The sequence below is a fragment of the Arhodomonas sp. SL1 genome, assembly GCF_052060015.1.
GTDB lineage: Bacteria > Pseudomonadota > Gammaproteobacteria > Nitrococcales > Nitrococcaceae > Arhodomonas.
Window position 1 is genome coordinate 223,412 of record NZ_JBPODZ010000001.1, and the last position, 26,651, is coordinate 250,062.

Genomic DNA, 26,651 nt, shown 5'->3' on the forward strand with positions numbered 1-26,651 from the left:
TGTTTCCACTCCGTTTTGCCCATGCTCATCATCGGTGAGAATATCCCCGCTCTCAGTGACATTGTCACCCTAACCGGAAGGATGCGCGCGTGACGGTAACCAGGGGCATCGACTGGCTCCCCGGCATGGATAAGCGGGCTCGACAGCGGCTGATCACAGACGGCGCGGAGCTCGTCTTCCATCCCGGTCAGCGGGTCTTCGGCCTCGGGGAGCGTTGCCAGGGGCTGCCCATCCTGCACAGCGGCTGTATCCGCGTCGAGATGCTCTCCGCCGCCGGCAGTGAGATCGTGCTGTACCGCATTGAGCCAGGACAGATGTGCACCCTCTCCATTGCCTGCCTGCTCGACGAGGGGCTCTACCACGCCAACGCGGTGGCCGAGCAGGAGAGCGAGGCATTGCTGGTTCCCCCCCGGGCCTTCGATGACCTGATGGCGGACTCCGCGGCGTTCCGGCGGGCGGTGCTACGCGGCTATGGGGCACGGCTGCAGTCGTTGATGCTGCTGGTCGAGGAGCTGGCGTTCCGCCGGGTGGATGCCCGGCTCGCGGAGCTGCTGATCCAACGCGCCGACCACGAGGGCGCGGTCCATGCTACCCATCAGCAGCTCGCCACCGAGCTGGGCACCGCGCGTGAGGTGGTGACCCGCTTGCTCGGGGAGTTCGAGCGGGCGGGTTGGATCGAGCGCCACCGTGGTTGGGTCCGTATCGTCGACCCGGCGGCGCTGGCGCAGTGCTAACCGGCGTGCCGGGCGATGGCGATCCGGAAAAGCCCGCCGAAACCCGCGGGCTCCTCGTGAATTCGTTCCAGGCCGGCGGTGTCGAGCAGGGGACCGAGTCGGCGGTTGATGCTGGTGGCCACGGCGGTGGCCGGGGCGTCGAGCAGGCGCCGGGCCAGCGATGGTCGTGTCCCGTCGGCGAGGAACTTGTCGAAGATCACCACGCGTCCACCCGGGCGCAGCACCCGCGCCGCCTCCCGAATGCAGCCCTCCGGGTCGGGTATCACGGCCAGGATGAGGTGGAGTAGCACCACGTCGAATTCCCGCTCCGGGAAGTCCAGGGAGGCGGCATCCATCACCCGGGCGTTGACCACGCGGCCGAGGCGGCGCGCACGTTGCTCCAAGCGCCGGATCATCGCCGGCGTGATGTCCACCGCCGTCACCGGGTTGTCGCGGGGGATCCGGGCGAGGTCCAGGCCACTGCCGGCCCCGGGGATGAGTACGCGCTCCCCGCGGCGCAGCTCCGCGAGGTCGATGGCACGCCGTCGCTGGCGGCGAAAACCCCCGGCCACCAGGTCGTAGAAAGGAGTATAGGCAGTGTAGCGAATGCGGTTCCAGCGATTGCTGTTGACGGCCATATGGGGCTCCCCCGGACGTTATTGCGTTAAGCCTGGCACAGGTGGTGGATTCCGGTTGACCTTGGCCGGGGCCGGATACATGGTGGGAGTAGGTGAGGGAGAGGAGGAGTGCCATGTCCGTCACCAGAGGTCAGACCACCATCGAGTGTGTTGTCGGCGATATCACCCGCCAGGACGATGCCGATGCGGTGGTCAATGCGGCCAATGCCCAGTTGATGCCGGGTGGCGGTGTCGCCGGCGCTATCCATCGCGTCGCCGGTCCGGGCCTCGCCGAGGAATGTGCCCCGCTGGCGCCGATACGCCCTGGTGAGGCGGTGCTCACCGGCGGCCACGGTCTGCCGAACCCCTATGTCATCCACTGCCTCGGTCCCGTGTATGGGCACGACGAACCCGCGGACAGGTTCCTTGCCGAGTGTTACCGCAATGCCTTGCGCCTCGCCGACGACCACCAGCTGGGCACCGTGGCCTTCCCGGCGCTGTCCACCGGCGCCTTCGGTTACCCGATGGCGGCCGCCGCGGATGTCGCCATGTCCACGCTGTGCGAGCTGGCTGCGGGTCTGCATCATGTGCGCTGCATTCGGATGGTGCTCACCGATGAACGGGTCCGCGAGATCCATGAGCGCGCCCTCGCCGAGGTCTGCGGCAGCTGACGATTCAGCCGTCGCCGGCGAGGTCCAGGAAGGGTTTGGTGGAGAGATACAGCACCAACGCGATCACGCCGAGGTAGACGAGCATCTCCAGCGGGCGCCGACGCAGGCGTTGCCACAGGCCCTCCGCCTCGCCGCGACGCCGTCGCTCCCGATATTCGGCGCGCATGCGCTCGCGGCGTTGTGCTTGGTAGTCGTCCAGCAGGGCGCGGGCGCGCGGGTAGTCATCGGCGTCGGTGAGCCAAATGGCCCCCATGGAGATGCCCCAGCGGCTGGGTTCGGTCTCAAAGTAGTCGATGCGGTGCTCCTCGAGCAGGTTGCGGACCTCGAGGATTTCGTCGTCGGGGACGTTGCGGAGGTTGAGCAGCAGCCGTGACATGATGCGAGGATACGTCAATCGGCGGGCGGTGTAATCAGGGCCCGCCGTGTCGCGAAAGGGATTGCTGCAGTGCAGCGTAACCGGTAGATTGTGGCCCCAAGGGGAGCCATGACGCAGGAGGTTGCCATGTGGACGGAATGGCTGAAGCGCTGGATGGAGATGGTGTTCTGGTGGCTGCCGCAGGAGCAGCGCCCGGAACGGGGCGGCACCACCGCGGGTAGGGATAGCGCTACGCGCTCGTCCACATCCCCAGGCTCGGCCGGCGGCGAGGCCGCGAACGACGCCGCGTCTGGGTCCGGGCGACCGAGTGGACCGGCCGCTGCCGCGAGCCCCGCCGCCGCCTCGGGTACCGCTGACGAGGAGGCGGGACCGGCCGCCGAGCCGCCGCAGCGTGCGCGGGAGCAGGCGCCCGAGGCCTCGCCGGACGCCGTGGTGGTGGATGACCTCACCGCCATCAAGGGGATCGGCGCGACCATGCAGGAGCGGCTCGCGGAGCTCGGGATCCGCTCGTTCCGGGAGCTCGCCGAGACCGACGCGGATCGGCTCACCGAGCAGCTCAAGGCGCGCCAAATCGTGATCTCCCGGGAGCGGGTCAGCGGCTGGGTCAGCGCGGCCCGGGAGCGGCTCTAGGCCTCCGCCGGGTCAGCGCCCGGCGGCCAGGTCGATGACGGCGCGGCAGAATGACCCCAGGTCCGGTGGATGGCGGGAGGTGACAAGGTTCCCGTCCATGACCACCGGGTTGTCCTGATAGTCTGCGCCGGCGTTGATCAAGTCATCGCGTATGGACCAGAAGCCGGTGACGCGGCGGCCAAGTATTACCCGGGCCGAGATCAGGACCCACGGGGCGTGGCATATGGCCGCGACCACTGCCCTCTCCTATATCCTTCCCTCCGCTATCCTCTTGGGGTCGGCGGGGATCTCGTCAAGGGATCGCCAACGGCTACAATGGCGGAATACCGTGTGCCATTGTGGGGGAGCGAGATGAGCGACCCGAGGAAGACGGGGGCTTGGGAGGAGGGCCCTGCGACCCTGGACGAAGCGGTGGATTATGCGCGCTTCATCCGTACCCGGCTCGAGAAGGCCCTGGAGGAGGGCCAGCGGGAGGATATCGAGGAGGCCCTGCGGCTGCTCGACGTGCTCTCCGGCTATCTGGAGCTGCGCCAGCATCAGTCCGAGTAGGGGCCGTCATCGTCGTCGTGGATGTCCACCGGCGGGTCGATACGGGGCGGGCCCACCTTGGACTGGGCGTAGATCTGGCGGGCGATGTACCACACCCCCATGGCGAAGGCCACCAGCGCGGCGATCCCCGGCCAGCCGGAGGCCCCCTCGAGCGGCAGCACCGGCCGCAGCGGGAAGACATAGAACAGCCACAACGCGGCGCCTATACCGAACCAACGACCGGCGAAATCCCCGCAGTGGTCGCGGCACCACCGCCGTCGTTGCTGGAGGGATTCATGGTCCGTCGGCGGCGGCATGCGGTTGAGATGCGGGCTGGCGAACAGCCAGGCGAGAAGGCGGTGCAGGCGCGGCATAGCGGGCTCCGCATTGCAGGTTGGCTACTATACTGTCAGCCTGCGGGGCGGCGGTCCAAGCCCGCGGTCGCTGTCCGCATCCCTTTGCCACGATTAGGAGGCGCCCATGGCCGTTCGGCAACTCTTCCCCTGGCTGATGGTCCTGTTGCTCGGCCTGCCGGCTACGGCGGCGGCCGAGATCCTTGCCGAAGACATCGACTATCGTATCGGCGACCAGCGCTTCGAGGGCTATTTCGCCCGCAACACCGCGATTCCCGGCCCCCAACCGGTGGTCCTCATCGTCCATGACTGGGATGGGCTCACCGAATACGAGCGCACCCGGACGCGGATGCTGGCCCGCGCCGGCTATGCCGCCTTCGCCGCCGATCTCTACGGTGCCGGGGTGCGCCCGGAAACGGTGGAGGGCGCCCGGGAGCAGAGCGGCGCACTCTACGAGGACCGGGCCCTGATGCGCGAGCGACTCCACGCCGCGGTGGATCAGCTCGGCGAGCTCGAGGGGGTGGACCCGGAGCGGGCGGTGGCCGCCGGTTACTGCTTCGGCGGCGCGGCCGTGCTGGAGCTCGCGCGCAGCGGTCGGGACATGGCCGGGTTCGTCACCTTCCATGGGGGACTGTCGACACCCGAGGGTCAGGACTACTCGGGGGTGGACGCGCCCGTTCTCGTCCTCCACGGCTCGTCGGACCAGTCGGTGCCGATGAGCGCCGTCGCCGAGCTCGCCGAGGCCCTGGACGGTGCCGGCGTGCGCCATCGCATGGAGATCTACGGGGGGGCTCGCCACGCGTTCACCGAATGGTCCGGTGAGCGTTATCACCCGGAGGCGGATCTCCAGTCTTGGGATCGCTTCCTCGGCTTCCTCGCCGAGGAGATCGGCCGCGGCGGCTGAACCCGTGGAGCTGACCCCGGTCGGCCACATTCAGGGCTGCTTTCCGGAGAAGTTCGGGACCCCGCGCCAGCCGGGGCTGGCGCCGGCGGCCACGGCGGCCTTGCTGCTCGAGCCGCCCTTCGATGACCCGGCCACCTTGCGTGGGCTCGAGGGCTGCAGCCACGTATGGCTGATCTTCGGTTTCCACGAGAACCCGGAGGGGGGGTGGACGCCGACGGTGCGGCCCCCGCGCCTGGGGGGCAATCGCCGGCTGGGGGTGTTCGCCACGCGCTCGCCGTTTCGGCCGAACGGTCTGGGTCTCTCGGCGGTGCGCCTCGAGGGGCTGCTGGACGGCGCGGGCCAGCGCGGGCTCCGACTCTCCGGTCACGATCTGGTGGACGGGACGCCGGTCTACGACATCAAGCCCTACATCCCCTACAGCGACGCCATCGTCGATGCCCGGCCGCCGTCCGGCTTCGAGGCGCCGCCGCAGCCGGTGACGGTGGTACTGAGCCCCCAGGCGGAGCAGGCGCTGGACCGCGCGGGGGCCACTGTGCGCCGCGTGATCCTGGAGACCCTCGCCCTGGACCCCCGTCCGGCGTATCGCCGGGGCGAGTCCGGCCGTAGTCACGGTATGAGCGTGGCGGGTTACAACGTGCGCTGGTGCGGCGAGGGGGCGGGGATTCGCGTGATCTCTGTCACGCCCCTTGCCGGCCCGGCCGGGGACCGAGGACCGTGACCCGCAGCACCGCGGCGATGAGCAGCAGCGCCCCCGCCATGCCCCACGGGCCAAGGGACTCGCCGAGGAGCACCCAGGCCAGCAAGGCCACCGCCAGCGGCTCGAGGGTGACGATGATGGTGGAGGCGGTGGCCGGGGTGACCCGCATGCCCTGGAAGAAGGCGATATAGCCGAGGAAGGTCGGCACCAGGGTGATATAGCCGACCGCGATCAGCGCAGGCGTCCCCAGTCCTACCGTTGCCTCGGAGAGCGTCCAGAGCGCCGCCGGCAGGAGCGCGATGCCCCCGATGGCGAACCCGAAGCCCGCACTCTGCATGGGGTGGCAGTAATGGCCCACCCGCCGGGAGAGGAGGGTGAAGCCGGCGTAGACGAAGCCGGCGGCGAGGGCCGCGGCAATCCCCCGCCACAGGGTGGCCCCGGTTACGAGGGTCTCGCCGAAGGCCACCACCAGGACCGTCCCCGTGATCGCCCCGGCCATTCCCTCGGCCGTGCGTCGGGTCAACGGCTCACCGACTAGGGCCCCGGATAGGGCGGCGGTGATCACCGGGGCCGAGCAAAGCGTAACCAGGGTAGCCAGACCGGCGCCCACCCAATGGACCGCGCCGAGGTAGAGGCCCTGGTAGGCGGCCTGGGCAATACCGAGGGCGGCGATGAACGCCCAGGCGCCCCGGGATGGTAGCAGCCGTTGGCGTCCCAGCATCCATGCGGCGGCGGCCAGGAACAGGGGTGCGGCGAGCAGCAGCCGCAGGGCGGCCAGTACCAGTGGCGGCAGGGCGTGCTCGGTGAAGGCAACACGAGCGACGATGCTGGTGGTGCTCCACAGCCCGGCGGCGGTGGCCACCAGCGCCGCGCCGCGCAGCGCGGCGGCGCGGGTCACCGCCGGCGTGGTGATTTCCCCGGTCATCGCGTTGCCTCCCCACCGGGTTCGCGGATACGGCGGATGCCGGCGCGGTAGAGGCTCCAGGCCACGGCCCCGGCGGCCAGGTTTCCGGCCAGCGCGCCGGCGAACACCCCCGTGAGACCGATCAGCTGCGCGCCCAGCCAGAGCGCGGGGAGGTAGCAGGCGAACAGCCGCAATGCCGAGGTGACCATGGCCCGAAGCGGCAGGCCCAGGGCGTTGTTGACCGAGACCATGATCATGGTCAGGCCCAGACCACCGAAGCTCCAGGGGACCAGGCGGAGATAGTCGGCGAGCCGGGTGGCCACCGCCGTGTCGGCACTGAGCAGGCCCGCGAGGGGGGCGCTGAGGGCGAACCAGAGAACGGCGATGACGAGCTGCCAGGCGATCACGAAGGTGGTCGCCAGCCGCACCAGGCGGCGGATGGTTTCGACGTCGCCGGCGCCACGGAGACGCCCTACCAGCGGTGGCAGGGACATGGTCAGGGCGAGCACGACGACAATGGAGAAGAACTCCATACGGGTGCCGAGCCCCCAGGCGCCGACGGCTTGCGGGCCGAAGTCCGCCACGATGCGGGTGGCCAGCATCGCGGATATCGGTGGCATGAGCTGGCTGATCATTGCCGGCCCGCTGATCCCGGCAATGCCCGCCAGGGCTCGCAGCACGCCCAAGGCGCGGACATCCAACCGGATGCAGCCGCGGCGATAAAGCGCCGGATAGACGGCCAGCGTACCGAGGGTGAAAGCCGTCAGTGTCGCCCAGGCGGCACCGGGCAGGCCCCACCCGAAGACGAAGATGTAGAGCGGATCCAGTACCAGGTTGAGGAGGCTGGTGAGCACCATCCAGAGGCCGGGGATGCGGGTGTTGCCGTGGGCGCGCAGCACGCTGTAGCCGAAATAGAGGAACGCGCCCATCCATGCGCTGGCCAACCAGGGTGCCCAGTAGGCCCGAATCAGGGGGAGCAGCTCGGGTTCCGCGCCGAGCAGTGTCACCGCTTGTTCGCGCACCAGCCATAGGGCGAGCACCAGCGCCAGCACGATGCCGGCGCCGGTGATCACCACCAGCCCGCAGAGCCGGCGGGCGCGGTTGCCCTCGCCGCCGCCGAGGGCGCGTGAGACCAGGGCCGTGGTGGCGATTCCGATGCCCACCTGGGTACCGATGACCAGCTGCATGAAGGGGATGGTGAATCCCAGGGCGGCCAGCGGACGGGCGCCGAGCTGGCCGATGAACGCGCTGTCCACCAGCTGGAAGCCGAGCAGGGAGACCACCCCGAAGAGCATGGGCCAGGTCATCTGGAACAGGCCGCGGGCGAGGCCGGTGCGATGGAGTTCCTCGGGGGTCATCTCGCTCCCTTGCCGAAAGGTCGCGGCAGGATACCACCGCTGCGGCGTTCGCGCCTGTCACAGGGTTGGATGGTCAGTGTTTGATCAGGTTCGGGGAATTGGTGCAAAAATATGAGCTTGTAGTTTGTTTCTACGGTTTTTCCACAACTGTGGCCACAGCCCTCGTGGATAATCCACATGGCAGCGGGCCTGGCGAGCCGGGAGTGCTATGCTGGGAAAAACCACGATGGACCATAAGGAGACGCTCATGTTCTGGTTGCTTCGCGCCCTCCGCCCGATGCTCGCCTTCATCCTGCTGTTGGTACTCGCCGGCTGTAACACCATGGAGGGGGTAGGAGAGGACATGCAGGACGCGGGAGAGGCGATTGAGGAAGAGGCCGACTAGGCTTCGCCGTCTCCCACCCCTTGGCTAACTACCCGAGGGGGTTCCGCCGGCCCCCCGCCGCCGGATGAGCGCGACGTGGTCCCCTGGCGGTCCGTTGATCGGCCCGTGCCGCCCTTGACAGACTGCCTGTCAAGGGGCTGTTCGGGGATTTGTACACAGCCATGGCCTCTCCCCAGATTGCGGGACAAGGCGTTGCCGCCGCGTCAAGAAAACAACGCGAGAATATTATAAGCGGATGAATTTGCAGGCTTTCGTGGAGGCGCCGAAAACTTGGCCAATTCAGCGTTAGGCCAGCGCTGGCAAGGTCCCGGGAAGGGTCTCTACGGTTTGTTCACAGAGTTATCCACAGCTTCTGTGAAAAAACGATGACAGCGCCAGGGCCACGGGTCATTCCGGCGGCAGGGGCCTGCCGCCGGTAGCAAAACGCTCAGCGACGTGGCCCGTCGGCCTTGGCGAAGCGGTGGGCGAGGGCCTTCTCCAGCTTGCGCGCCGCCTCATGGCTGGCGGTGTAGGCGTCGGTGGCGTCGGCCTCCACTACTACCGGTTGGAGCCCGGCGGGGTGGGCCTCCAGGGTGCAGGCGGTGTCCACGCCCCCCTTGCCGGCGTTGACGTCCTTGAGATAGGCCTCCACGCGGGTGATGCGGTCGCCGAAGCGCCGCTCCACGCCGGCGAGCTTGGCACGGATGTGGTCCTCGAGGGCCGCGGAGGTCTCGATACCCTCCGCCGGATTGACCTGAAGCTCCATGTTTCCTCCTTTTGCGCCATTACGCCTATCTAACTGAAGGCGCGGGCCGCCGTTTCCAAGGCACCGTCCCCGTCAGTCGCCGTCCCGGCTCACCCAGGCCGCCATGCGCTCGGCGGCAGTGACCACGCGGGCGCAGTGGCGGCGCAGGAACGCCTCATCCACCGTCTCGCCGGCGGCCGCCTCCAGCGCGGGTCTGCCGTCGAAGTCGACATAGGCGAGGCGCACCGACAGCTCCGAGGAGGGACGGCCGAAGTTGCTGCCGGGCAGCACCGCGACGCCGGTCTCCTCGAGCAGGCGCTCGCAGAGGGTTACGCTATCGCCAATGCCGCGGGCCTCGAGGCGTTCGCGCAGGGGCTCGAAGCTCGGGAACAGGTAGAAGCCGCCCTGGGCGGGCCGGCAGCGGGCCCCGGCCGCGGTGAGGGTATCGTGGAAGAAGCCCGCCAGCGCCTGCAGGATGCGCCGGCTGTCGGCGAGGTAGCGGTCCATAGCAGGCCCACCGCTGAAACCGGCAATGGCGGCGTGCTGGATCGGCGCGCTGGTGGAGGTGAAGGTCTCGCTGGCCACCGCGGCCATGCCGTCGAGGAGCCAGCGGAGCTGGCTCGGGAAGGCGAAGGCCCCGAGCCGCCACCCCCCGGCACCGCACCACTTGGACAGGCCGTTGCTGATCACCGTGCCCTCGGGGTAATAGCGGGCCAGCGAGATATGCTCGCCGTCGAACCGCGTGCCGCTGTAGATCTCGTCGGAGAGCACCAGGACTCGGTATCGCCGGGCCACCTCCGCGATGGCCTGTAGCTGCTCCGGGGAGTAGGCGATGCCGGTGGGATTGCCCGGGTAGTTCAAGATCAGCAGCCTGGGGCGCTCCGGGTCGGTGCGGCACAGGGCCTCCAGGGCGTCGGCGGTCACGCCCATACCGGTGGCGGGATCGGTGGGCAGCCAGCGGATCTGGCGGCCGAGGATATGGGCCTGAGGGGCGTAGGAGACCCAGCTTGGTGTGGGGATCACCAGATCACCATAGTAGACCAGCTGGACGATGAACATCAGCTCCTTGGTGCCCGGCCCCACGAGGATGTTCTCCGGTGCGTAGTCCAGGCCCTCGGTGCGCTGGAAGTAGCCGGCGACGGCTTCGCGCAGGGGGGCGAGCCCCTTCACCGGGAGGTAGTCCTTCTCGTGGGCGTGCTCGCGCAGGGCGGCGACCACGTGGTCCGGGACGGGGAACGGGGATTGGCCGAGTCCCAGCCGGTAGACCTCGCGCCCCTGTCGCTGCAACGCCGCGGAGCGCTCGTTGATGGCCAGTGTCGCGGAGGGACCGAGGCCGCGTACGTTGAGGTTGAGATGGATGTGGGGGGAAAGGGCATCGCCGTCGCTGCGGGTGTTGCTCTCGTCCACGGGTCGACTCCGGATCGAATGGGTGGATAGTTGTTATTTTTGCGTATTACGATCCGTCACGCAAATCGAGGGTGCATTCTATGACGCAGGGAACGACTAGTGGCCGGGGCAGCCTGGCCATTGGCTCGCTGGCGGCGATGCTGGGCGTGGCCCTGGGCGCCTTTGGTGCCCATGCCCTGGAGGGGGTGCTGAGCCCGGAGCGGTTGGCGGTGTGGGAGACGGCAGTGCGCTATCAGATGGCGCACGCCCTCGGGATGCTCCTGGTCGGGGTGCTGGCGGTACGTGAAAGTTCGCCCTGGCTGCGCGCCACAGCGGTGTGTCATACGACGGGGCTGGTGATCTTCCCCGGAAGCCTCTACCTGCTGTGCCTCACAGACATCGGCGTCTTTGGCGCCGTTACCCCGGTGGGGGGCGTGCTATGGGTGATCGGCTGGGGGCTGCTCGCGGTGCATGCGCTGCGGGCCTGAGCCTGGCACGCAGCCGCCCGGGGTCACCGGCGCGGGCCGGACTCACCCGGCGTCGCCGCGTCCGTGCGGGCGCGGCCCGCATCGATCTCCTCCGGCGGCTCCACGCCCTCGTGGTAGTCGATCTGTTCCGGGGCGACGGTACCGCCGGAGATCACGAAGCTCATGGCTTGATCCATGGTCCAGTCGGTGGCGGTGAGGTCATCGACCGGCACCAGCTCCAGGTAGCCGGAGGTAGGATTGGGGGTGGTGGGCACGTAGACGGCGGCAATGCGCTGCCCGGTGCTGCGGTCGGTGACCACTCGGGTGACGAAGCCCACCGTCTTCATCCCTTGATGGGGAAAGGCGATGAGCACAACCCGCTGGACGTCACCGGGCTGCTGCTGCAGCGCGCCGAGCAGCGCCTTGGTTGCACCGTAGATCTTCTCGACGAAGGGGATTCGGCCGATCAGGCCATCCACCCCCTCCATGATCCGCCGGCCCACCACCCGGCTGCTGGCCCAACCCAGCAGTACCAGCCCGAAGACCGTCAGTAGCAGCCCGAGGACGTTGGCAAAGGTCGGCGTGGCCATGAGATCGGCGAGCCACGGCGCATAGGGGCGGACCAGCCCGGCGACGGTGGCCACCCAGGGTTGGCCCACGTCGGAGAGCCGCTGGGCGACGAAGCGGAAGACCACCCAGGTGATCCATATCGGGATCACCGTGAGCACACCCGCTAGAAAGTAGTTGCGGATCCGTGCCGTCAATTGGCGCTCCTGTGCGTTGCCTGCGCCCTGCCTGCGGCAGCGCTGGGGTCGAGGTTACCCCGCCTGCTCGCCGGGTGACAGCGCCGGCTCTACGCTGGTGAGCTCGCCGGTGGTGAAGTGCAGCACCAACGCGTCGGCGAGGCTCGCCTCGATGAGTGCGTCGTAGTCAGCGATGAGCTGCTGCTCCATCGCCTCCAGGCGCCCGTGGCGGGAGTTGGTCTGGGGCCGACGGCTGAGCAGCGCGCAGCAGTCCTTGTAGCTCTCCGTGCTGAGCTCGAAGGTGCCCAGGGCGCGGGCCCGCTCCACGATCTCGTGCTTGTCCAGGCCCACCAGTGGCCGGAGGATGGGTAGCGTCGTCGCCTGGGAGTTGCTGACCATGTTGGCCAGGGTCTGGGAGGCCACCTGGCCGAGGCTGTCGCCGCTGACCAGCGCGGCCGCGTGCCACTGGCCGGCGACGCGCTCGGCGAGCCGGGTCATGAACCGCCGGAACAGGATCATCTCGTAGCCCCGGGTCTCGTGGCCCATGAGTGCCATGTCGAAGTGGATATAAGGCACCAGCATCAGCCGCGAGCGCAGGGTGCGACGGCTGAGGTGCCGGGCGATCCGGGCGACCAGGTTATCGGCCGCATCACCGGGGTGGACATGGGCAGCGGTCATGTGCAGGAAGTCCACCCGGCAGCCGCGCTTGGCCATCAGCCAGGCCGCCACCGGGGAGTCCAGCCCCCCGGAGAGCAACGAGAGCACGTGGCCGCCGGAGAACACCGGAAGCCCGCCGGGGCCGCGGAACCGGTCCCGGTAGACGTACACCCCCTCGGGGTAGATGTCCACGTGGAAGCTGCGGCCGGGCGAGGTCAGGTCCACCCGCTGCCAGTCAGTCTCGCCGATGATCCTCGTCCCCAGGTGTCGGGCGAGCTCGTCGGAGCGCAGGGGAAAGCCCTTGTCGGCGCGACGCACGCGCACGGCGAAGCTGCGACCCTCGGCAGGCTCGGCGCCGGCGAGGGCCAACACCTCGCTGGCCACGATCTCCGGGTCGGGCTCGCCGCCGGCCCGTAGCCTTCCCTGGTCAATGAACACCGTCGGCGCGTAGGTTGCGATGCCGGCGATCTCACCGAGGGCCGCCAGCGCCCGTTCCATTCCAGGCTCATCCCCGCGCTCGGGGTGGACGACGATGCGGTCGCGGCCGCGGCGCACCGCCCAGTCCAGTCCCTCCCGCTGCAGACGGATTCGGATGTTGCGCCGCAGCCGGCTCTCAAAGTCGCGGCGGTTCTTGCCCTTGAGGGCAACCTCGGCGTAATGGACAAGGATTCGGTTGAACGACATGGTTCCGTAAGATGGTGAAGACGAGGAGGGCGGGTATTCTATGCCCGCTGCGTTGCTATGTCCCGCGCGGCGGGCGAACCGGCGGGTAGCGGCGGGCTCAACGCGACCCGGACGAGGCCTCGGCGCAGTCGATGCACAGCACCGCCGCGGGGTCGGCGTTCAGGCGCCGCGGGTCGATGGGTTCCGCACAGCGCAGGCAATCGCCGTACGTCCCGGCGTCCAGGCGCTTCAGCGCCGCCTCGATACGGGTAATCTCGTTGCGGGCCCGCTCGTTACGCGCCCGGGCCATGGCCTGCCCCTGCAGCGCGTCCATACGGGTCAGACGCCCGTTGCGCTGCTGATCGAGCTCCACGGTGTCGGCGGCCTCGCGGCGGGTGGCATCGCCGGCGAGCAGGGCTTCGTGCCGCTCGACGAGCCGCGCGCGGAGGGCGTCCAGGTCCAGGCGATCATGATCGGTACCCATTGCTGCATTCTACCGTGCCAAGGCGTTCAATCCGACCCTCCCGGCAGGGTCAGGGTCACACGGGTGCCGCCGAGGCCCGGGGCGGTGTCGATGGTGACGCCGCCATCCACCTGGGCCACCAGCTCACCGACCACCGCCAGCCCGATCCCCTCGCCGGGGTCCCGCTGGTCCAGCCGCGCCCCCCGCGCGAGCACCCCCTCACGAACGGCCTCGGGGATGCCCGGGCCGTCATCGTCGATGCAGAGCACGATCATGGGGGTCCTCCACTGGCAGTCGGTGCAACGACCGCCGCTGATGCGGACCTCGCCGCGGGCATGGCGCCAGGCGTTGTCCAGGAGATTGCCCAGCAGCTCCATGAGGTCATCCTCGCTGCCCGCGTACCACAGCCCGGGCGGGCAATCGAGCTCGGCGCGCCGGGGCCGGTCCGGGTGGGCGTGGCGCAGCGCCCGCAGTAGCCGCCGTACCACGGGCTCGACCACGGTGTGACCCCCGCCGGCGAGTTGTCCCGCGCCGCTGCGGCGCACGTGGTACTCGATCTGGCGGTCGATGCGCGCCAGCTGCTCGCCGGCGGCGTCCAGATCCTCCGCTGTACGGCGCGAAAGGGCCCCCCGAAGCACCGCCAACGGGGTCTTCAGGCTGTGGGCGAGGTTGTCCAGGGTCTCGCGGTAGCGGCGGCTTCGCTCGCGCTCGGCGCGGGCCAGGGCATTGATGCGCTCGGTGAGCTGGGCGATCTCCCGGGGGTAGTGCCCGCCGATGGACGCCGCGCGGCCGGCCTGCATCGCCTCCACCTCCGCGGCGACCCGGCGCAAGGGTGTCAGTCCCCACCGCAGTGCAAGCCAGAGGGCGCCGAGAAGGCCCGCGGCGCCGAGGCCCAGCCAGGCCCCCAGGGTTTGACGGAAGGCCCGGATCTGGCTGAGGAAGGCCTTCTCCGACTCCATTACGGTGATGGTGAAGCGGCGGGTCGGGCCCGTGACGGGCTCCCATTCCACACCGTAGTCCATGCGGAAGTGGCCGTCCCCCCGCGACAGCTCGATGGTGCCCGGGGCATGGCTGGTCGGCGGGGATAGGGTCCGCCCGACTGCCGAGGGGGAGCGCCAGGCGATCTCGTTATCCGGTGTGACCACCCAGGCGTAGAGCCCGCTGCCGGGTTGGGTCAGGCGGGGGGCGGCGATCTCCCCGCGCAGCCGGATGTCGTCGGGTTCGATCTCCGCCCCGGCCAACAGGGTGTGAACGCTAGCGCGGAGGCGGTCACGCTGGGCGGCGAGGGCGCTTTCGCGGAATGCGGCCTCCAGGCCGAGGGCGGTGACGATACCGAAGGTGAGGGTGACGGCGGCGGCGGTCACCAACAGCCGCCGGTGCAGGGAGGCGGTCACGGCGGCGGTGCCACGCGGTAGCCGCGGCCGCGCAGGGTCTCGATGGGCTGCCAGCCCTCCGCGGTGGTGAGCTTGCGCCGCAGCCGTCGGATGAATACCTCCAGGACGTTACTGTCGCGCTGGTCGTCGTCGGCGTAGAGGTGCTCCATGAGCTCGCCCTTGGAGAGGACGCGCCCGCGCTGGTGGAGGAGGTAGGCCAGCAGGCGATGCTCGTAGGCGGTGAGGGTCACCGGCTCGCCGCCCAAGGTCACGGCCTCGGTGCGGGTATCGAGGCTGATCGGGCCGTGGCGGAGCACCGCTTCGGCCCAGCCACCGACGCGCCGGAGTAGGGCCTGCAGCCGGGCGAGCAGCTCCGGCATGGCGAAGGGCTTGACCAGGTAGTCATCGGCCCCTGCCTCCAGCCCGGCCACCTTCTCCTGCCAGCGGCTGCGCGCGGTGAGTATGAGCACCGGATAGTCACGACCGGCCGTGCGCAGCGCCCGGATGAGGGTGAGCCCGTCGGTTCCCGGCAGGCCCAGATCCACCACCGCCAGGTCGATCGGGTATTCCCGGGCCATGTAGGCACCCTCATTCCCGTCGGCGGCCTCGTCCACCACGAACCCCTGCGTGCTCAGTGCCTCGCGGAGCTCGCCGCGCAGGGCCGGCTCGTCCTCGATGATCAGAACCCGCATCTTCAGCGGTCGTCCCTGGCGGGGATCTCCAGAACCCGGACGCGCCCCTCGCCGATCAGGACCCGCAGCCGGTGGACCTGGCGGCCGTCGCCACGGGTAACGGTCTCGGCGGCGATCACCTCACCGCCGGTGCGCTCTTCCGCCTCGCGCACCGCACGGTCCAGATCGCCGCCCCGGGCGAGGAGCACCGGGGCGGCGGCCAGCAGGAACACGGCGATGCAGAGGCGTTTGCCCATGACTACTCCAGGGGCGTGACGTCGACCCGCACCCGGATGCGATCACCGGGGTGACGGTCCATCCGGGTCACGTATTCACTGCCATGATAGCGGTAATGCACGTCATAGCCGACGTTGCGTTGCTCGTAGCGGGTCTCGTGGACGGTCTCGCAGCGGCGTTCCCGGCGGTACTCCGGGCCGCGGTCGCGTCCCCGTCGGGCGAACTCCTGGCCGACACCGGCGCCAAGGATGGTGCCGGCCACCGTGGCGACCTTGCGGCCATTGCCGCCGCCCACCTGGTTGCCGAGGACACCGCCGGCGATGCCGCCGAGGACGAGGCCGGCCGTGCCGTTACCGTCGCTGCGGTCGCGATAACGGACAGTCTCGTACCAGCATTCCTCGCGGGGCTCGTTGATCTCCACCGTCCGGGTGATCGGCTCCACCCGGGTCACCTTCGCGTACTCGGTGCCGCCGGCGGCCAGTGCCGGGGTGGCGGCAAGGCTGAGGGACAGGGCGATTAGGCGCTTGCGCATGGTCGTTTACCTCCTGACTGGGACCGTGGTGCTATTGTCGAGGCCACGGGCTGAACCAACGCTGAACAGTGGAGGCCGCCATGCAGGTCAACGCCGAGTTGAGCCTTATTCCCATCGGGGCCGGGGTTTCGCTGTCCCCCTATATCGCTGCCTGCCAGCGGGTGTTCGAGGAGGCCGGCCTGGAGATCGAGCTCCATGCCAACGGCACCAACATCGCCGGCGAGTGGGATGCCGTGACTGCGGCGGTAAGGCGCTGTCATGAGACGGTGCACGCGATGGGGGCGGTGCGGATCACCAGCACCCTGAAGCTCAACACCCGAACCGACCGGGAGCAGGGCCTGGCCGAGACGGTGGAACGGGCGCGCCAGCAGCTCGAGGAGGACGGTGGATGACAGTAACATGATTATGTAATAGCATAACGATTAGTGGAAAGGGCCCAGAGCACAGGCCCCTGGGCCTTATTCAAGGAGGTGTTGCGGATGTCGGAGACGGTGCTCACGCCCTTTCCGAGGGAGGGTCACGACCACGAAGCGTGCGTGGCGGACGCCCTGGAGCGGGCCGAAGGCCTCTGCCGGGAGCGGGGCGCGCGGCTGACCGCCCAGCGCCGGCGGGTGCTGGAGCTGGTCTGGCGCAACCACCGGCCGGCCAAGGCGTATGATCTGATGCGCGCCCTGGCCGAGGGGGAACGCCCCGTGGCGCCGCCCACCGTCTACCGGGCCCTCGATTTCCTCATGGAGCTGGGGCTGGTGCACCGGCTCACCTCGCTGAACGCCTTCATCGGTTGTGGCGCCCCGGAGCATCCGCACGCCGGGCATTTCCTCATCTGCACTGCCTGCGAGCGGGTGGCCGAGATGGAGGAGCCCGACGTGGATGGCCTCCTGGAGGCCCATGCCGCCCATCAGGGTTTCCGCCTGCAGCACCAGACGGTGGAGCTGGCGGGGCTGTGCCCCGCCTGCCACTGACCCGGCCTTTTCTTATGTTTTTTAGGGAGTCAATCATGTCCAGGCAGTGGCTGCACCGCGCCGTTTTTGTCCTCTCCGCCGTGTTCGCGGCGCCACTGACGGCGGCACCGCCGCTGGTGGTCTATACCAGCGTCCTGCCGGTCAAGACCTTTGTGAAAGCCGTAGGCGGCGAGCGCGTGGAGATCACCTCGCTGGTCCGGCAAGGGGAGAGCCCGGCCACCTTTGATCCGAGCCCGCGTCGCCTGGCCGCCATGGTGGACGCGCAGCTGTTCTTTCGCGTGGGGGTACCTTTCGAGCGCTCCTGGATGCCCCGGCTGACGGCGAACGCGTCGGAGATGGCGGTGGTCGATCTCCGTGAGGTGGTGGCGCTCCGCGCCATTGACGCGCATGGGCACGAGGGCGACGGACACGGCCATGATCACGAGGAGCACGAGGAAGTCGGCGACCACGCGGGTGGCGGAGTGGACCCGGAGGGTGCCGACCCACACATCTGGACCTCGCCGCGCAACGTCGTCGCCCTGGTGGAGCGCATCCGCGCGGCGCTGAGCGCGGCGGATCCGGAAGGGGCCGAGGCCTACAGGGCCAATGCCGTGGCGTATACCGAGCGCCTGCAGGCCCTGGATGGCCGCATCGCCGAACGCCTAGCCCCCTATGAGGGCCGGAGCTTCGCGGTGTTCCACCCCTCCTGGGGCTACTTCGCCGACCGCTACGGTCTGACGCAGCGGGCCATCGAGGTGGAGGGCAAGGAGCCCGGCCCGGCGGGGCTCAGTGACCTCATCGGCGAGCTTCGCGAGATGGGGGTGCGCGTGGTCTTCGTCCAGGACCAGTTCAGCCAACGCAGCGCGCAGACGGTGGCGGAGGCCATCGGGGGCGCGGTGGTGGGCATCGATCCACTGGCCGAGGACTATATCGACAACATGGAACGGGTGAGCCGGCGGATGGCGGAGGCCCTGGAGTGACCGCGGTGATCGAGCTGGAGGGGGTCACGGCGGCCTATGACGAGGATGTGGTGGCCCTGGACGATGTCTCCCTGGAGGTCGGTGACCGGGAGTTCCTGGGTATCGTCGGCCCGAACGGTAGCGGCAAGAGCACGCTGCTGAAGGTGATCCTCGGGCTGATGCGGCCGAGCCGCGGGCGCGTCCGGGTGCTCGGTGTCTCCCCCCGTCGGGCCAAGCGCTCGCTGGGTTACGTCCCACAGTACGCCGGCTTTTCCCGAGGCTTTCCCATCAGTGTCCGCGATGTGGTGCTCTCCGGCACCCTCGGTCCCTGGCAGCTCGGGCCCCGCTATGGCGACGCCCGGCGGGCGAAGGCCGAGGCCGCCATGGAAGAGGCGGAGGTCGGCGATCTGGCGGATCGCAGCATCGGGGCGCTCTCCGGGGGGCAGCTCCAGCGCGTGCTCATCGCCAGGGCCCTGGCGGTGGGCCCGCGCATCCTGCTCCTCGACGAGCCCACCGCGAGCATTGACCCCCGGGCCGAACGGGCGTTCTTCGGCCTGCTCAAGCGGCTCAATGAGCGCATGACCATCGTGGTGGTCAGCCACGATATCGGCTTCGTCAGCGAGTACGTCACCCACGTGGCCTGCCTGAACCGCGAGCTGGTCTGCCACACCGCCGAGCCGCTGGCGCCGGATATGCTCGAGCGCCTCTACGGGCACCCGGTGCGCATGGTCGACCATGCCCACGTGGACCATCGGCACGGGGGTGGCCATGGGGTTCATTGAGGCGCTGCTCACCCAGCCCTTCCTGCAGCAGGCCGCACTGGGCATCCTGCTGGCCTCGGTGGCCTCCGGGCTTATCGGTCCGTTCGTGGTGGTGCGGCGTATCGGCTACCTCGCCGGCGGCATCGCCCACTCGGTGCTCGGCGGGATGGGCGTCGCCTGGTATCTCGGTGCCGACCCGCTGGCGGGGGCGCTGGTAGCGGCATTGCTCGCCGCATTGGTGATCGGCTGGGTAAACCTTCGGCTGCACGCCGATGAGGACATGCTCATCGGCGCGCTGTGGGCGGGTGGCATGGCGGTGGGTATCCTGTTCATCGCCCAGACCGAGGGCTACCGCACCGATCTCTTCGGCTATCTCTTTGGCAATATCCTGTTGGCCGATCCCGGCGTGCTTTGGCTGATGGCGGCCCTGGACGTCGCCATGCTGGTGGTGCTGGTGGTGTTCTACCGCCAGTTCGTGGCGGTGTGCTTCGACCCGGAGTTCGCCCGGCTTCGCGGCGTCCCCGCGGGGTTCTTTCACATCCTGCTCCTGTGCCTGGTGGCGGTGACGGTGGTCATCCTGGTGCAGGTCTCGGGATTGATACTGCTCATCGCGCTCCTCAGCCTCCCGGCCGCCATCGCCGGTCAGTGGGTGCGCTCGCTGGGGGCGATGATGGGGCTGGCCGGGGCGCTCGCGGCGTTCGGCAGCTACCTCGGGTTGACCGTGGCCTGGGGTCCGGACTGGCCGGTGGGCGCGACCATCGTGCTCACCCTGTGCGTCCTGTTTGCGGTCTCTGTGCTGGCACGGGGTGTGTGCCGGCGGCTCCTGCGCCGGCGGAGACCCGACGAAACGCCCACCGGGCCATAGTCGTTCGCGAGGGCACTGCCGTATAGTCAGGCCAACGGAAGGTAGGCAGGAGAGGGCCCATGAGGCGGAGTGCCATGGCGGTGATGCTGGCAGGGCTGTTGACGGCGTTGCCGGTGGCGGCAGGCGAGATCACCCTGGACGGGGAACCGGTGCAGGGTGCGTTGGTCACCGGTACCCTGACCCCCGGGAATGGCGCGCTGGAGGTGGATGGCCGGCCGGTCCAGATCGCCGGCGATGGACGCTTCGTATTCGGCCTGGACCGGGATGCCGACGAGCGCACCGAGCTGGTGGCGGAATGGCCGGATGGCGAGCGCCTCCGCCGGGCGCTGGACGTGGCCTCCCGCGACTACGAGATCCAGCGCATCGACGGGCTGCCGCCGAGCAAGGTCACGCCCAGCGAGGAGGATCTGCAGCGCATCCGCCGTGAGGCGGCGATGGTGCGCGAGGCGCGCCGGCGTGACGACCCGCGCACCGATTTCACCGGCGAGTGGCGTTGGCCGTTGCACGGGACCATTACGGGCGTGTATGGCAGCCAGCGCATCCTGAACGGCGAGCCGCGCCGGCCCCACTACGGGATCGATATCGCCGCGCCCAGCGGCACGCCGGTGGTGGCGCCGGCGGACGGGGTCGTCACCCTGGTCCACGAGGACATGTTCTTCTCCGGTGGCACCCTGCTGCTGGACCATGGCCACGGCGTCTCTTCGGCCTTCCTCCATCTCTCGGCCATCCACGTTGCCGAGGGCGAGCGGGTACGCCAGGGGGAGACCATTGCCGAGGTGGGGGCCACCGGCCGGGTCACCGGGGCACATCTCGACTGGCGGATGAACTGGTTCGACCGCCGGGTGGACCCGTCGTCGCTGGTGCCGCCGATGCCGGGGAGCTGAGGGAGCGAGCCATGAGTTACACCGCGCCGACGCGCCACATGCGCTATCTCATCGACGAGGTGCTGGGGCTGGAGGGCATCGCCGCCCTCCCCGGTTACGAGGAGGCCACCCCGGATACGGTCACCACGGTACTCGAGGAGGCGGCCCGCTTCGCCGCCGGCGAGTTGGCCCCCCTGAACGCTCCAGGGGACCGCGCAGGCGCCCGGCTGGCCGATGGCCGCGTCACCGTCCCGGAAGGCTTCGCCGAGGCCTATCGGGCCTATGTCGAGGCGGGCTGGAACGGTATCGCCTGCGACCCGGACCACGGGGGCATGGGCCTGCCCAACCTGGTCGCTACCGCCACCCAGGAGATGTGGCAGTCCGCCAACCTGGCACTTTCCCTATGCCCCATGCTCACCGCCGGGGCCATCGAGGCGCTGACACGCCATGGCAGCGAGGATCAGAAGGCGCTCTACCTTAGCCGGCTGGTGAGCGGCGAGTGGACCGGCACCATGGTCCTCACCGAGCCCCAGGCGGGCACCGATCTCGGTGCCATCCGCACCCGCGCCGAACGCGACGGCGATGCCTACCGCCTGTTCGGCCAGAAGATCTACATCACCTGGGGCGAGCACGAGATGGCGGAGAACATCATCCATCTGGTGCTCGCCCGTACCCCCGATGCGCCGGAGGGGGTGAAGGGTATCTCCATGTTCATCGTGCCCAAGTACCTGCCGGAGTCGGACGGCAGCCCGGGCGCCCGCAACGACCTCCAATGCGTGGGCCTGGAGGAGAAGCTCGGCATCCACGCGAGCCCCACCTGCACCATGGTCTTCGGCGAGGGCGCTGGGGCCGTGGGTTATCTGGTGGGCGAGGAGGGGCGTGGCCTCGAGTACATGTTCACCATGATGAACGAGGCCCGCCACAAGGTCGGCCTGCAGGGGCTGGCCATCGGCGAGCGGGCCTACCAGCAGGCGGCGGCGTACGCGGCGGAGCGGGTGCAGGGGCGTACCGTCACCGGCGAGGCGGGCATCGTCGGCCATCCGGATGTGCGCCGGATGCTGCTCACCATGAAGGCCGCCAACGAGGCCATGCGGGCGCTGGCCTATGCCGGCGCCGCCGCCATGGACCGGGCCCGCCGTTCTACGGACGGCCACGAACGCCGCCGCCAACAGGCGCGGGCGGATTTGCTCATCCCGGTGGTGAAGGCCTGGTCCACGGAGATGGGCATCGAGGTGGCCTCCACCGGGATCCAGGTCCACGGCGGCATGGGCTATATCGAGGAGACCGGTGCCGCCCAGTACCTGCGCGACGTGCGCATCGCCGCCATCTACGAGGGCACCAACGGTGTCCAGGCCAATGACTTCATGGGCCGCAAGCTGCTGCGCGACGGTGGCGCGGCCATGCACGCCCTGCTCGACGAGATGGCCGCGGACGTGGAGGGTCTCGGTGACTACGCCTCGGAGGCACTCTCCGAGGTGGGCAGTGCGGTGGTGGCGGCCGTATCCGATCTGCGCCGCAGCACCGACTGGGCGTTGCGGGAGGGCGGGGATCCGGCCACCGCTGGGGGTGCGGCCTTCCCGTTGCTGATGCAGGCCGGATTTACCGCCGGCGGCTGGTTGCTGGCGCGCTGCGCCCGGATCTCCGCCGACCGGGCGGAGGGTGGTGATGCCTTCCACCAGGCCCGACTGGAGGTCGCGCGCTTCTACGCCGCCCACCTGCTGCCCCGGGCTGCCGCCTATGGCCGCGCGGCGCGTACACCAGGTAGTGTGGTCGCGGGCGTCCCCACCGCCACCGTGACGGGGGAGCTGTGAGAACACCGATGAACGGGGGAGGAAACGACATGGCCGCCGTAATGGAACAGGAGCTGACGCGCTCCCGGAACGACGAAGGGGTGCTCACCCTCACGCTCTGCCGGCCGGAGCGCTACAATCCGCTGACCCGTAGCCTCCTCGATGAGCTTCGCGGCATCCTCGAGGAAACGGCGACGGACGAGTCGGTGCGCGTGGTGGTCATCGCCGCCGAGGGCAAGGCGTTTTCCGCCGGTCATGACCTCGCCGAGGTGCGCAGCGGCGAGAGCGAGGACGATCACCATGCGCTGTTCCAGGCCTGCAGTGACATGATGCTGGCCATCAACCGCCTGCCCCAGCCGGTGATCGCCCAGGTGCAGGGCATTGCCACCGGCGCCGGCTGCCAGCTGGTGGCCGCCTGCGACCTCGCCATCGCCGGCGAGTCCGCCCGGCTCGCCACCTCGGGGATCAACCTGGGGCTGTTCTGCGGGACCCCATCGGTGGCGGTGAGCCGGAATGTCTCGGCCAAGCGGGCCATGGAGATGCTGCTTACCGGGGAGTTCATCGACGCGGGCACCGCCGCGGAGATCGGGCTCATCAACCGTGCCGTCCCCGACGATGAGCTCGCCGCGGAGGTCCAGCGCCTCGCCTCGACCATCGCCTCCAAGAGCCCGGCGGCGCTGCGCCTCGGCAAGCAGCTGTTCTACCGCCAGCTGGGCATGGTCCTCCCGGAGGCCTATGCCGAGGCCAGCCGGACCATGGCCCGGAACATGATGGAGCCGGACGCGCAGAACGGGATCGATCGCTTCCTCAAGCGCTGAGATAGGGGGTTACGCCCCGATCATGAGCCATAGGCCGCCGGCGGCCAGGGCGAGCCCCGTGGCCTGTGCCAGGCGCCGCGGGGCGCCCACCACCTTCTCGGCCAGGATGAGCAGGGTCAGCAGCGCCATCCAGAGGATGTTCATCACCCCGAAGACGAACATCACCAGCATCAGCGCCCAGCAACAGCCGATACAGTAAAGCCCCTGTCGGAGCCCCAGGCGGAGCGCGGCCGACGAGCCGGGCGGCCAGCCGCCGGCGAGGAGGCCGAAGGGGCTGCGGCAGTAGCGCAGGCAGGATGCCTTCCAGGGGCTCCACTGGAAGGCGCCGGCGGCCAGCAGGACGGCGCCCCCTAGCAGGGGGCTGTCCAGGTGCTTGGACGCCGAGAGCAACGACAGGGCGTGCAGGCCTTGTTGGGCCAAGGTCGCGGCGGCGGCGTAACCGACCCAGGCGAGCAGGTAGCCGGCGGCGTAGAGATAGGGGCTGGCAGACCCACCGCCGAGCCGCTTTCGTTCATAGGCGGCGAATGCGGAGAGGTTTGGCAGTACCCCCGGTAGCATCATCGCCACCATCATTACGGACCACATGGTAAAGGTGGGGCCGAAGGGGATGTCCCGCGCCGGCATGGCCGGCATCATGCCGGCCATCCGGGTCATGTGGATCCAGGATACGGCGGCCAGGATGGCCATACTGCCGAGCAGGAGCCACTGCTGGCGAAAACGCGCCGAGGCCGTAAAGGTACTCATTGCGCAAACCTCCCCGGGCGGGCCGCTTCAGCCCGCCTGGTACTGGAACGGGGCGTAATAGGCGGTGCGGCCGTCCAGATCGAGCCGGATGCCGTGCCCCTCGTGGCGGACTGCCCGGGAGCGGGCCACGGTCAGGTCATTGCCGGGGGACACGGCCACCGGATGGCCGCTGATCCGCACCTCGTCGCCTGCCTGCCCTTCGATGGCCTCGATATCCGCGGTGCCGTGCTCGCCGATGCGCACACCCAGCCGCCGCCCGTCGGCGCTGAACGTCATCGGCGCGCGCTCCACGCCGAGGATCTCGCCCACGAAGGACGCCAGTACGGCCGGGTGGCCCCCGGCCTCGCCGCCGTAGATCCGCACCAGCGCTTCGTGCTGATCGCCGTCGGCGTCGTCGTCCACATAGACCACCACCTTCCAGTCGCCATCGGTCATGTTGCCGGGGGTGTGCAGCGCCATCGCCAGATTGAGGCCGTCAAGGCGTACCTCCCCGAATCTGCCGTGCTCGATGTGCCAGGCCACCAGTGCGTCGCAGGTGCCCTCCGTGGGCTCGCCCCCGTAGAGGCAGGGGCAGGCGCCCTTGCAGGTGCAGGCCTCGAAGTAGGTGCCCTCGATGTGCCAGTCGGAAGCCATGATCGTCTCCTCCGTTGTGTTTCCGCGCACCACAGGTATAGCCCGTGGGGGCGGTGAGGGGGTGACCGGCGGATGAGGATTTCATGAGGAACGCCTGGCAGGGCGTCGCGCGACGATTACGCTTAACAGGAGAGGGCAATCGGGGGAATCGGCCCATGCAAGTCGGGGAGTTGCTGGCGGACCGCTCCGCTGCCGATGCCGTCGGGCGTGAGATCGAGCTCGGTCGGTTGCGCGCCCTGTATCGGGGGGACGGCCCGCGGATCGCCCATATCCATGGCCTGCCGGGTATCGGGAAGTCGACGCTGCTGCGGTGCCTCCTGGCGGATGCGCGCCGGCGCGGCCTCGCCATCGTTCCCCTGGACTGCCGCGGTATCGAGCCTACCCCCGATTGCTTCCTGGAGGCGCTTGGTGAAGTGGCAGGGCTTTCGCCCGGCGCCCCCGAGCGCATGGCCGCGGGGCTGTCCGCCGCTGGAGTCCCCGTGCTGTTGGCGCTGGACGGGTTCGAGGTGTTCCGCCTGCTCGACGCCTGGCTGCGGATGCGCTTCATCCCCTACCTCCATGACAACGCCCGGGTGGTCCTGGCGGGTCGGTATCCCCTGGCCCCCGGCTGGCTCTCCGGCGGCTGGGAGGAGCTCACCCTCGAGCTGTCCCTCGGGCCCCTGGCCCCCGCGGATGCGGTCGCGCTGCTGGGCCGTGATGGCGTCCCGCCGGCGCGGTGTCCTGACCTGGCTGCGGGGTTACACGGCCATCCCCTGGCCCTACGGCTCGCCGCCCATACCCTGGAAGGCCTGCGTGGCCCCGAGCTCGGGGAGGCGCCTTTGCAGCAGGTAATGGATATGCTCACGGGGATCTACCTGGAGGAGGTGCGTGAGCCGGTGCTGCGTCGGGTGATCGATGGGGCGGCGGTGATCCGGCGCGTTACCGTGCCATTACTCGCCGCCATGTTCCCCGATGTCGACGCAGAGGCGGCCTATGACGGTCTCCGGGATCTCCCGTTCACCGAAACGGCCGGTGATGGCCTGCGCGTCCACGAGGCCGTTCGCGACGCCCTGGCCCAGGCGCTGCGGGCACGGGACCCGCCGCGCTATCTGGAGTACCGCCAACGCGCCTGGGGCGCCCTGGCGGAGCAGGCGGCGGGGGCCGGCCGGCGGGATCTCTGGCGCTATACCGCGGACATGCTCTACCTCATCGAGAACCCGGTGTGCCGGGAGGCGTTCTTTCCGTCGGGGGCCACCCGGCTGTCCGTGGAACATGCCCAACGCGACGACCACGCGGCCGTGCGGGCGATTATACGCTCCCAGGAGGGCAGGGACGGTGCACAGAGCCTGGAGCGGTGGCTCGGCCGGCACCCGGATGCCTTCATGGTCGTTCGCGGCTGGCAGCAGGCCTGCGAGGGGTTTTGTTGCCGCTTCGTCGCGTCCGAGGTGGATCCGGCAGTACTGGCCGACGACCCGGTGGCGTCCGCCTGGCAGGAGCATCTCCGCAGCAATCCCATCCCCGCCGGGGCCACCGCGCTGTTCGTCCGTCGCTGGCTCGACGCGCGGCAGGGGGAACGCCCCGGTGAGGTGCAGGCCGCGGCCTGGCTGGATCTCAAGCGGACCTATATGGAGATGCGTCCGGGGCTGCGCCGGGTCTACCTGACCTTGAATGATTTGGTGCCGTACGCCGGCGTGGCGGCGCAGCTCGGTTTCCGTGTGCTCCCGGAACCGGCCGTGAACCTGGACGGACGGACGTACCACACCGCCGTCCTGGATTTCGGGCCGGACTCCGTCGACGGCTGGTTGGCGGGGCTGGCGGCAGGCGAGCTCGGTCTCGAGCGGCCGCCGGAGATCGTCGACCGGGAGGGCCGGGAGCTGGTGGTGGACGGGCAGCGGATCCCGCTGACACCGCTGGAGTTCGGCCTGCTGGCTTACCTGCGTGACCATGCGGGTCGGGCCGTTTCCCGGGAGACCCTCCTCCGCGAGGTCTGGGGCAGTAGTTACGCCGGGTGGAGCAACAAGGTCGATGCCGTGGTCGCCGCCCTCCGCCGGAAACTGGGTCCCTGGGCGGGTTGCATCCAGACGGTCACCGGGGTGGGATACCGCTATCGCGATCCCGGTCGCTCATCCTGAACGCCCCCCCAGTGCCCCTTCTCCCGGTGTAGACGCGAACCACGCAGTGGCCCCGTTTCCCGCGCCGGTTGATGGGTATCAATGGCGGGGGGCATACTGCCCGACGGACTTGCC

At 69.5% G+C, this 26,651-nt stretch carries 34 protein-coding genes; 17 read left to right on the forward strand and 17 right to left on the reverse strand.

Translation table 11 applies throughout. The features are described from left to right. The first annotated feature begins 89 nt into the window (after positions 1–89). A complete protein-coding gene (locus ACQ754_RS01015; RefSeq protein WP_440995118.1) occupies positions 90–734 on the forward strand; it encodes a Crp/Fnr family transcriptional regulator in 645 nt (214 codons plus the stop codon). Here the strand turns inward: ACQ754_RS01015 and ACQ754_RS01020 are convergent. Beyond that, a complete protein-coding gene (locus tag ACQ754_RS01020) occupies positions 731–1,351 on the reverse strand; it encodes a class I SAM-dependent methyltransferase (RefSeq protein WP_440995119.1) in 621 nt (206 codons plus the stop codon). The two genes, ACQ754_RS01015 and ACQ754_RS01020, sit on opposite strands and share 4 nt — an antisense overlap. A gap of 113 nt (positions 1,352–1,464) precedes the next feature. Here ACQ754_RS01020 and ACQ754_RS01025 point away from each other — a divergent pair, with 113 nt between their 5' ends. Next, entirely contained in the window at positions 1,465–2,001 is a 537-nt protein-coding gene (locus ACQ754_RS01025; protein ID WP_440995120.1) for a macro domain-containing protein, read from the forward strand. Positions 2,002–2,005: 4 nt separating this feature from the next. On the opposite strand, the gene ACQ754_RS01030 is transcribed toward ACQ754_RS01025, so the two are convergent. Next, positions 2,006–2,377: a DUF6164 family protein gene (locus ACQ754_RS01030; RefSeq protein WP_440995121.1), complete on the reverse strand. Its 372-nt coding sequence runs from the start codon at positions 2,375–2,377 to the stop codon at positions 2,006–2,008. Positions 2,378–2,485: 108 nt separating this feature from the next. On the opposite strand from ACQ754_RS01030, the gene ACQ754_RS01035 reads away from it, so the two are divergent. Next, positions 2,486–3,007: a DUF4332 domain-containing protein gene (locus ACQ754_RS01035; RefSeq protein ID WP_440995122.1), complete on the forward strand. Its 522-nt coding sequence runs from the start codon at positions 2,486–2,488 to the stop codon at positions 3,005–3,007. A 12-nt stretch (positions 3,008–3,019) separates the two neighbouring features. Here the strand turns inward: ACQ754_RS01035 and ACQ754_RS01040 are convergent, their stop codons facing one another. Next, entirely contained in the window at positions 3,020–3,244 is a 225-nt protein-coding gene (locus tag ACQ754_RS01040) for a DJ-1/PfpI family protein (protein WP_440995123.1), read from the reverse strand. Between the two features lie 114 nt (positions 3,245–3,358). Here ACQ754_RS01040 and ACQ754_RS01045 point away from each other — a divergent pair, with 114 nt between their 5' ends. Beyond that, positions 3,359–3,556 (forward strand): hypothetical protein, encoded by a 198-nt coding sequence (locus ACQ754_RS01045; RefSeq protein ID WP_440995124.1) that lies wholly within the window; start codon positions 3,359–3,361, stop codon positions 3,554–3,556. Here ACQ754_RS01045 and ACQ754_RS01050 read toward each other — a convergent pair. Beyond that, positions 3,544–3,909 carry a hypothetical protein gene (locus ACQ754_RS01050; protein WP_440995125.1) on the reverse strand — a complete coding sequence of 122 codons (366 nt, stop codon included), beginning with the start codon at positions 3,907–3,909 and terminating at the stop codon, positions 3,544–3,546. The two genes, ACQ754_RS01045 and ACQ754_RS01050, sit on opposite strands and share 13 nt — an antisense overlap. Before the next feature lie 106 nt (positions 3,910–4,015). On the opposite strand from ACQ754_RS01050, the gene ACQ754_RS01055 reads away from it, so the two are divergent. Continuing rightward, entirely contained in the window at positions 4,016–4,792 is a 777-nt protein-coding gene (locus tag ACQ754_RS01055; RefSeq protein ID WP_440995126.1) for a dienelactone hydrolase family protein, read from the forward strand. 4 nt (positions 4,793–4,796) lie between these two features. Beyond that, positions 4,797–5,510, forward strand: coding sequence for a tRNA (N6-threonylcarbamoyladenosine(37)-N6)-methyltransferase TrmO (gene tsaA, locus ACQ754_RS01060; RefSeq protein WP_440995127.1), 714 nt, complete (start codon positions 4,797–4,799; stop codon positions 5,508–5,510). Here tsaA and ACQ754_RS01065 read toward each other — a convergent pair. Continuing rightward, positions 5,470–6,414 carry a DMT family transporter gene (locus tag ACQ754_RS01065; protein ID WP_440995128.1) on the reverse strand — a complete coding sequence of 315 codons (945 nt, stop codon included), beginning with the start codon at positions 6,412–6,414 and terminating at the stop codon, positions 5,470–5,472. The genes tsaA and ACQ754_RS01065 overlap by 41 nt on opposite strands. Beyond that, complete coding sequence (locus ACQ754_RS01070; protein ID WP_440995129.1) at positions 6,411–7,751, reverse strand: MATE family efflux transporter; 1,341 nt, start codon at positions 7,749–7,751, stop codon at positions 6,411–6,413. Before ACQ754_RS01070 ends, ACQ754_RS01065 begins: the two co-directional genes overlap by 4 nt. A gap of 226 nt (positions 7,752–7,977) precedes the next feature. Here ACQ754_RS01070 and ACQ754_RS01075 point away from each other — a divergent pair, with 226 nt between their 5' ends. Next, positions 7,978–8,136, forward strand: coding sequence for an entericidin A/B family lipoprotein (locus ACQ754_RS01075; RefSeq protein WP_440995130.1), 159 nt, complete (start codon positions 7,978–7,980; stop codon positions 8,134–8,136). Positions 8,137–8,563: 427 nt separating this feature from the next. Here the strand turns inward: ACQ754_RS01075 and ACQ754_RS01080 are convergent, their stop codons facing one another. Both ACQ754_RS01080 and ACQ754_RS01085 read right to left on the reverse strand, forming a co-directional pair. Continuing rightward, positions 8,564–8,881: an HPF/RaiA family ribosome-associated protein gene (locus ACQ754_RS01080; RefSeq protein ID WP_440995131.1), complete on the reverse strand. Its 318-nt coding sequence runs from the start codon at positions 8,879–8,881 to the stop codon at positions 8,564–8,566. 72 nt (positions 8,882–8,953) lie between these two features. Continuing rightward, positions 8,954–10,267, reverse strand: coding sequence for a pyridoxal phosphate-dependent aminotransferase (locus ACQ754_RS01085; RefSeq protein ID WP_440995132.1), 1,314 nt, complete (start codon positions 10,265–10,267; stop codon positions 8,954–8,956). Positions 10,268–10,347: 80 nt separating this feature from the next. Between ACQ754_RS01085 and ACQ754_RS01090 the strand changes: the two genes are divergently transcribed. After that, entirely contained in the window at positions 10,348–10,734 is a 387-nt protein-coding gene (locus ACQ754_RS01090) for a DUF423 domain-containing protein (RefSeq protein WP_440995133.1), read from the forward strand. Positions 10,735–10,757: 23 nt separating this feature from the next. Here ACQ754_RS01090 and ACQ754_RS01095 read toward each other — a convergent pair whose 3' ends face one another. The 7 genes from ACQ754_RS01095 to ACQ754_RS01125 all read right to left on the reverse strand — a co-directional run bounded on the left by ACQ754_RS01095 (position 10,758) and on the right by ACQ754_RS01125 (position 16,052). Beyond that, positions 10,758–11,477 carry a DUF502 domain-containing protein gene (locus ACQ754_RS01095; protein WP_440995134.1) on the reverse strand — a complete coding sequence of 240 codons (720 nt, stop codon included), beginning with the start codon at positions 11,475–11,477 and terminating at the stop codon, positions 10,758–10,760. Positions 11,478–11,531: 54 nt separating this feature from the next. Beyond that, positions 11,532–12,797 carry a tRNA uracil 4-sulfurtransferase ThiI gene (thiI, locus tag ACQ754_RS01100; RefSeq protein WP_440995135.1) on the reverse strand — a complete coding sequence of 422 codons (1,266 nt, stop codon included), beginning with the start codon at positions 12,795–12,797 and terminating at the stop codon, positions 11,532–11,534. Positions 12,798–12,894: 97 nt separating this feature from the next. Beyond that, positions 12,895–13,260 (reverse strand): TraR/DksA family transcriptional regulator, encoded by a 366-nt coding sequence (locus ACQ754_RS01105; RefSeq protein WP_440995136.1) that lies wholly within the window; start codon positions 13,258–13,260, stop codon positions 12,895–12,897. 26 nt (positions 13,261–13,286) lie between these two features. After that, positions 13,287–14,633, reverse strand: a complete 1,347-nt coding sequence (locus tag ACQ754_RS01110; protein ID WP_440995137.1) for an ATP-binding protein — start codon at positions 14,631–14,633, stop codon at positions 13,287–13,289. After that, positions 14,630–15,304, reverse strand: a complete 675-nt coding sequence (locus tag ACQ754_RS01115; RefSeq protein WP_440995138.1) for a response regulator transcription factor — start codon at positions 15,302–15,304, stop codon at positions 14,630–14,632. The genes ACQ754_RS01110 and ACQ754_RS01115 overlap by 4 nt, the downstream gene beginning before the upstream one ends. A 2-nt stretch (positions 15,305–15,306) precedes the next feature. Beyond that, on the reverse strand, positions 15,307–15,540 hold the full coding sequence (locus ACQ754_RS01120) for a hypothetical protein (RefSeq protein WP_440995139.1): 234 nt from the start codon (positions 15,538–15,540) through the stop codon (positions 15,307–15,309). Positions 15,541–15,542: 2 nt separating this feature from the next. After that, positions 15,543–16,052, reverse strand: coding sequence for a glycine zipper 2TM domain-containing protein (locus tag ACQ754_RS01125; protein WP_440995140.1), 510 nt, complete (start codon positions 16,050–16,052; stop codon positions 15,543–15,545). Between the two features lie 80 nt (positions 16,053–16,132). Here ACQ754_RS01125 and ACQ754_RS01130 point away from each other — a divergent pair, with 80 nt between their 5' ends. The 8 genes from ACQ754_RS01130 to ACQ754_RS01165 all read left to right on the forward strand — a co-directional run bounded on the left by ACQ754_RS01130 (position 16,133) and on the right by ACQ754_RS01165 (position 23,049). Beyond that, positions 16,133–16,444, forward strand: a complete 312-nt coding sequence (locus ACQ754_RS01130; protein ID WP_440995141.1) for an MTH1187 family thiamine-binding protein — start codon at positions 16,133–16,135, stop codon at positions 16,442–16,444. Between the two features lie 87 nt (positions 16,445–16,531). Continuing rightward, positions 16,532–17,014: a Fur family transcriptional regulator gene (locus tag ACQ754_RS01135; protein WP_440995142.1), complete on the forward strand. Its 483-nt coding sequence runs from the start codon at positions 16,532–16,534 to the stop codon at positions 17,012–17,014. Positions 17,015–17,049: 35 nt separating this feature from the next. Beyond that, a complete protein-coding gene (locus ACQ754_RS01140) occupies positions 17,050–17,973 on the forward strand; it encodes a metal ABC transporter solute-binding protein, Zn/Mn family (protein ID WP_440995143.1) in 924 nt (307 codons plus the stop codon). Next, positions 17,970–18,734, forward strand: coding sequence for a metal ABC transporter ATP-binding protein (locus ACQ754_RS01145; RefSeq protein WP_440995144.1), 765 nt, complete (start codon positions 17,970–17,972; stop codon positions 18,732–18,734). The genes ACQ754_RS01140 and ACQ754_RS01145 overlap by 4 nt, the downstream gene beginning before the upstream one ends. Continuing rightward, positions 18,688–19,578: a metal ABC transporter permease gene (locus ACQ754_RS01150; protein ID WP_440995145.1), complete on the forward strand. Its 891-nt coding sequence runs from the start codon at positions 18,688–18,690 to the stop codon at positions 19,576–19,578. Before ACQ754_RS01145 ends, ACQ754_RS01150 begins: the two co-directional genes overlap by 47 nt. Before the next feature lie 59 nt (positions 19,579–19,637). Further along, complete coding sequence (locus ACQ754_RS01155; protein ID WP_440995146.1) at positions 19,638–20,462, forward strand: M23 family metallopeptidase; 825 nt, start codon at positions 19,638–19,640, stop codon at positions 20,460–20,462. An 11-nt stretch (positions 20,463–20,473) separates the two neighbouring features. Next, positions 20,474–22,252: an acyl-CoA dehydrogenase gene (locus tag ACQ754_RS01160; protein ID WP_440995147.1), complete on the forward strand. Its 1,779-nt coding sequence runs from the start codon at positions 20,474–20,476 to the stop codon at positions 22,250–22,252. A gap of 29 nt (positions 22,253–22,281) precedes the next feature. Continuing rightward, on the forward strand, positions 22,282–23,049 hold the full coding sequence (locus tag ACQ754_RS01165; RefSeq protein WP_440995148.1) for an enoyl-CoA hydratase: 768 nt from the start codon (positions 22,282–22,284) through the stop codon (positions 23,047–23,049). Positions 23,050–23,058: 9 nt separating this feature from the next. Here the strand turns inward: ACQ754_RS01165 and ACQ754_RS01170 are convergent, their stop codons facing one another. Together ACQ754_RS01170 and ACQ754_RS01175 are read right to left on the reverse strand one after the other, a co-directional pair. Continuing rightward, a complete protein-coding gene (locus ACQ754_RS01170) occupies positions 23,059–23,793 on the reverse strand; it encodes a DUF2182 domain-containing protein (RefSeq protein ID WP_440995149.1) in 735 nt (244 codons plus the stop codon). Positions 23,794–23,820: 27 nt separating this feature from the next. Further along, positions 23,821–24,426 (reverse strand): DUF1326 domain-containing protein, encoded by a 606-nt coding sequence (locus tag ACQ754_RS01175; protein WP_440995150.1) that lies wholly within the window; start codon positions 24,424–24,426, stop codon positions 23,821–23,823. Positions 24,427–24,581: 155 nt separating this feature from the next. On the opposite strand from ACQ754_RS01175, the gene ACQ754_RS01180 reads away from it, so the two are divergent. After that, complete coding sequence (locus ACQ754_RS01180; RefSeq protein WP_440995151.1) at positions 24,582–26,537, forward strand: winged helix-turn-helix domain-containing protein; 1,956 nt, start codon at positions 24,582–24,584, stop codon at positions 26,535–26,537. The last annotated feature ends 114 nt before the right edge of the window (positions 26,538–26,651 follow it).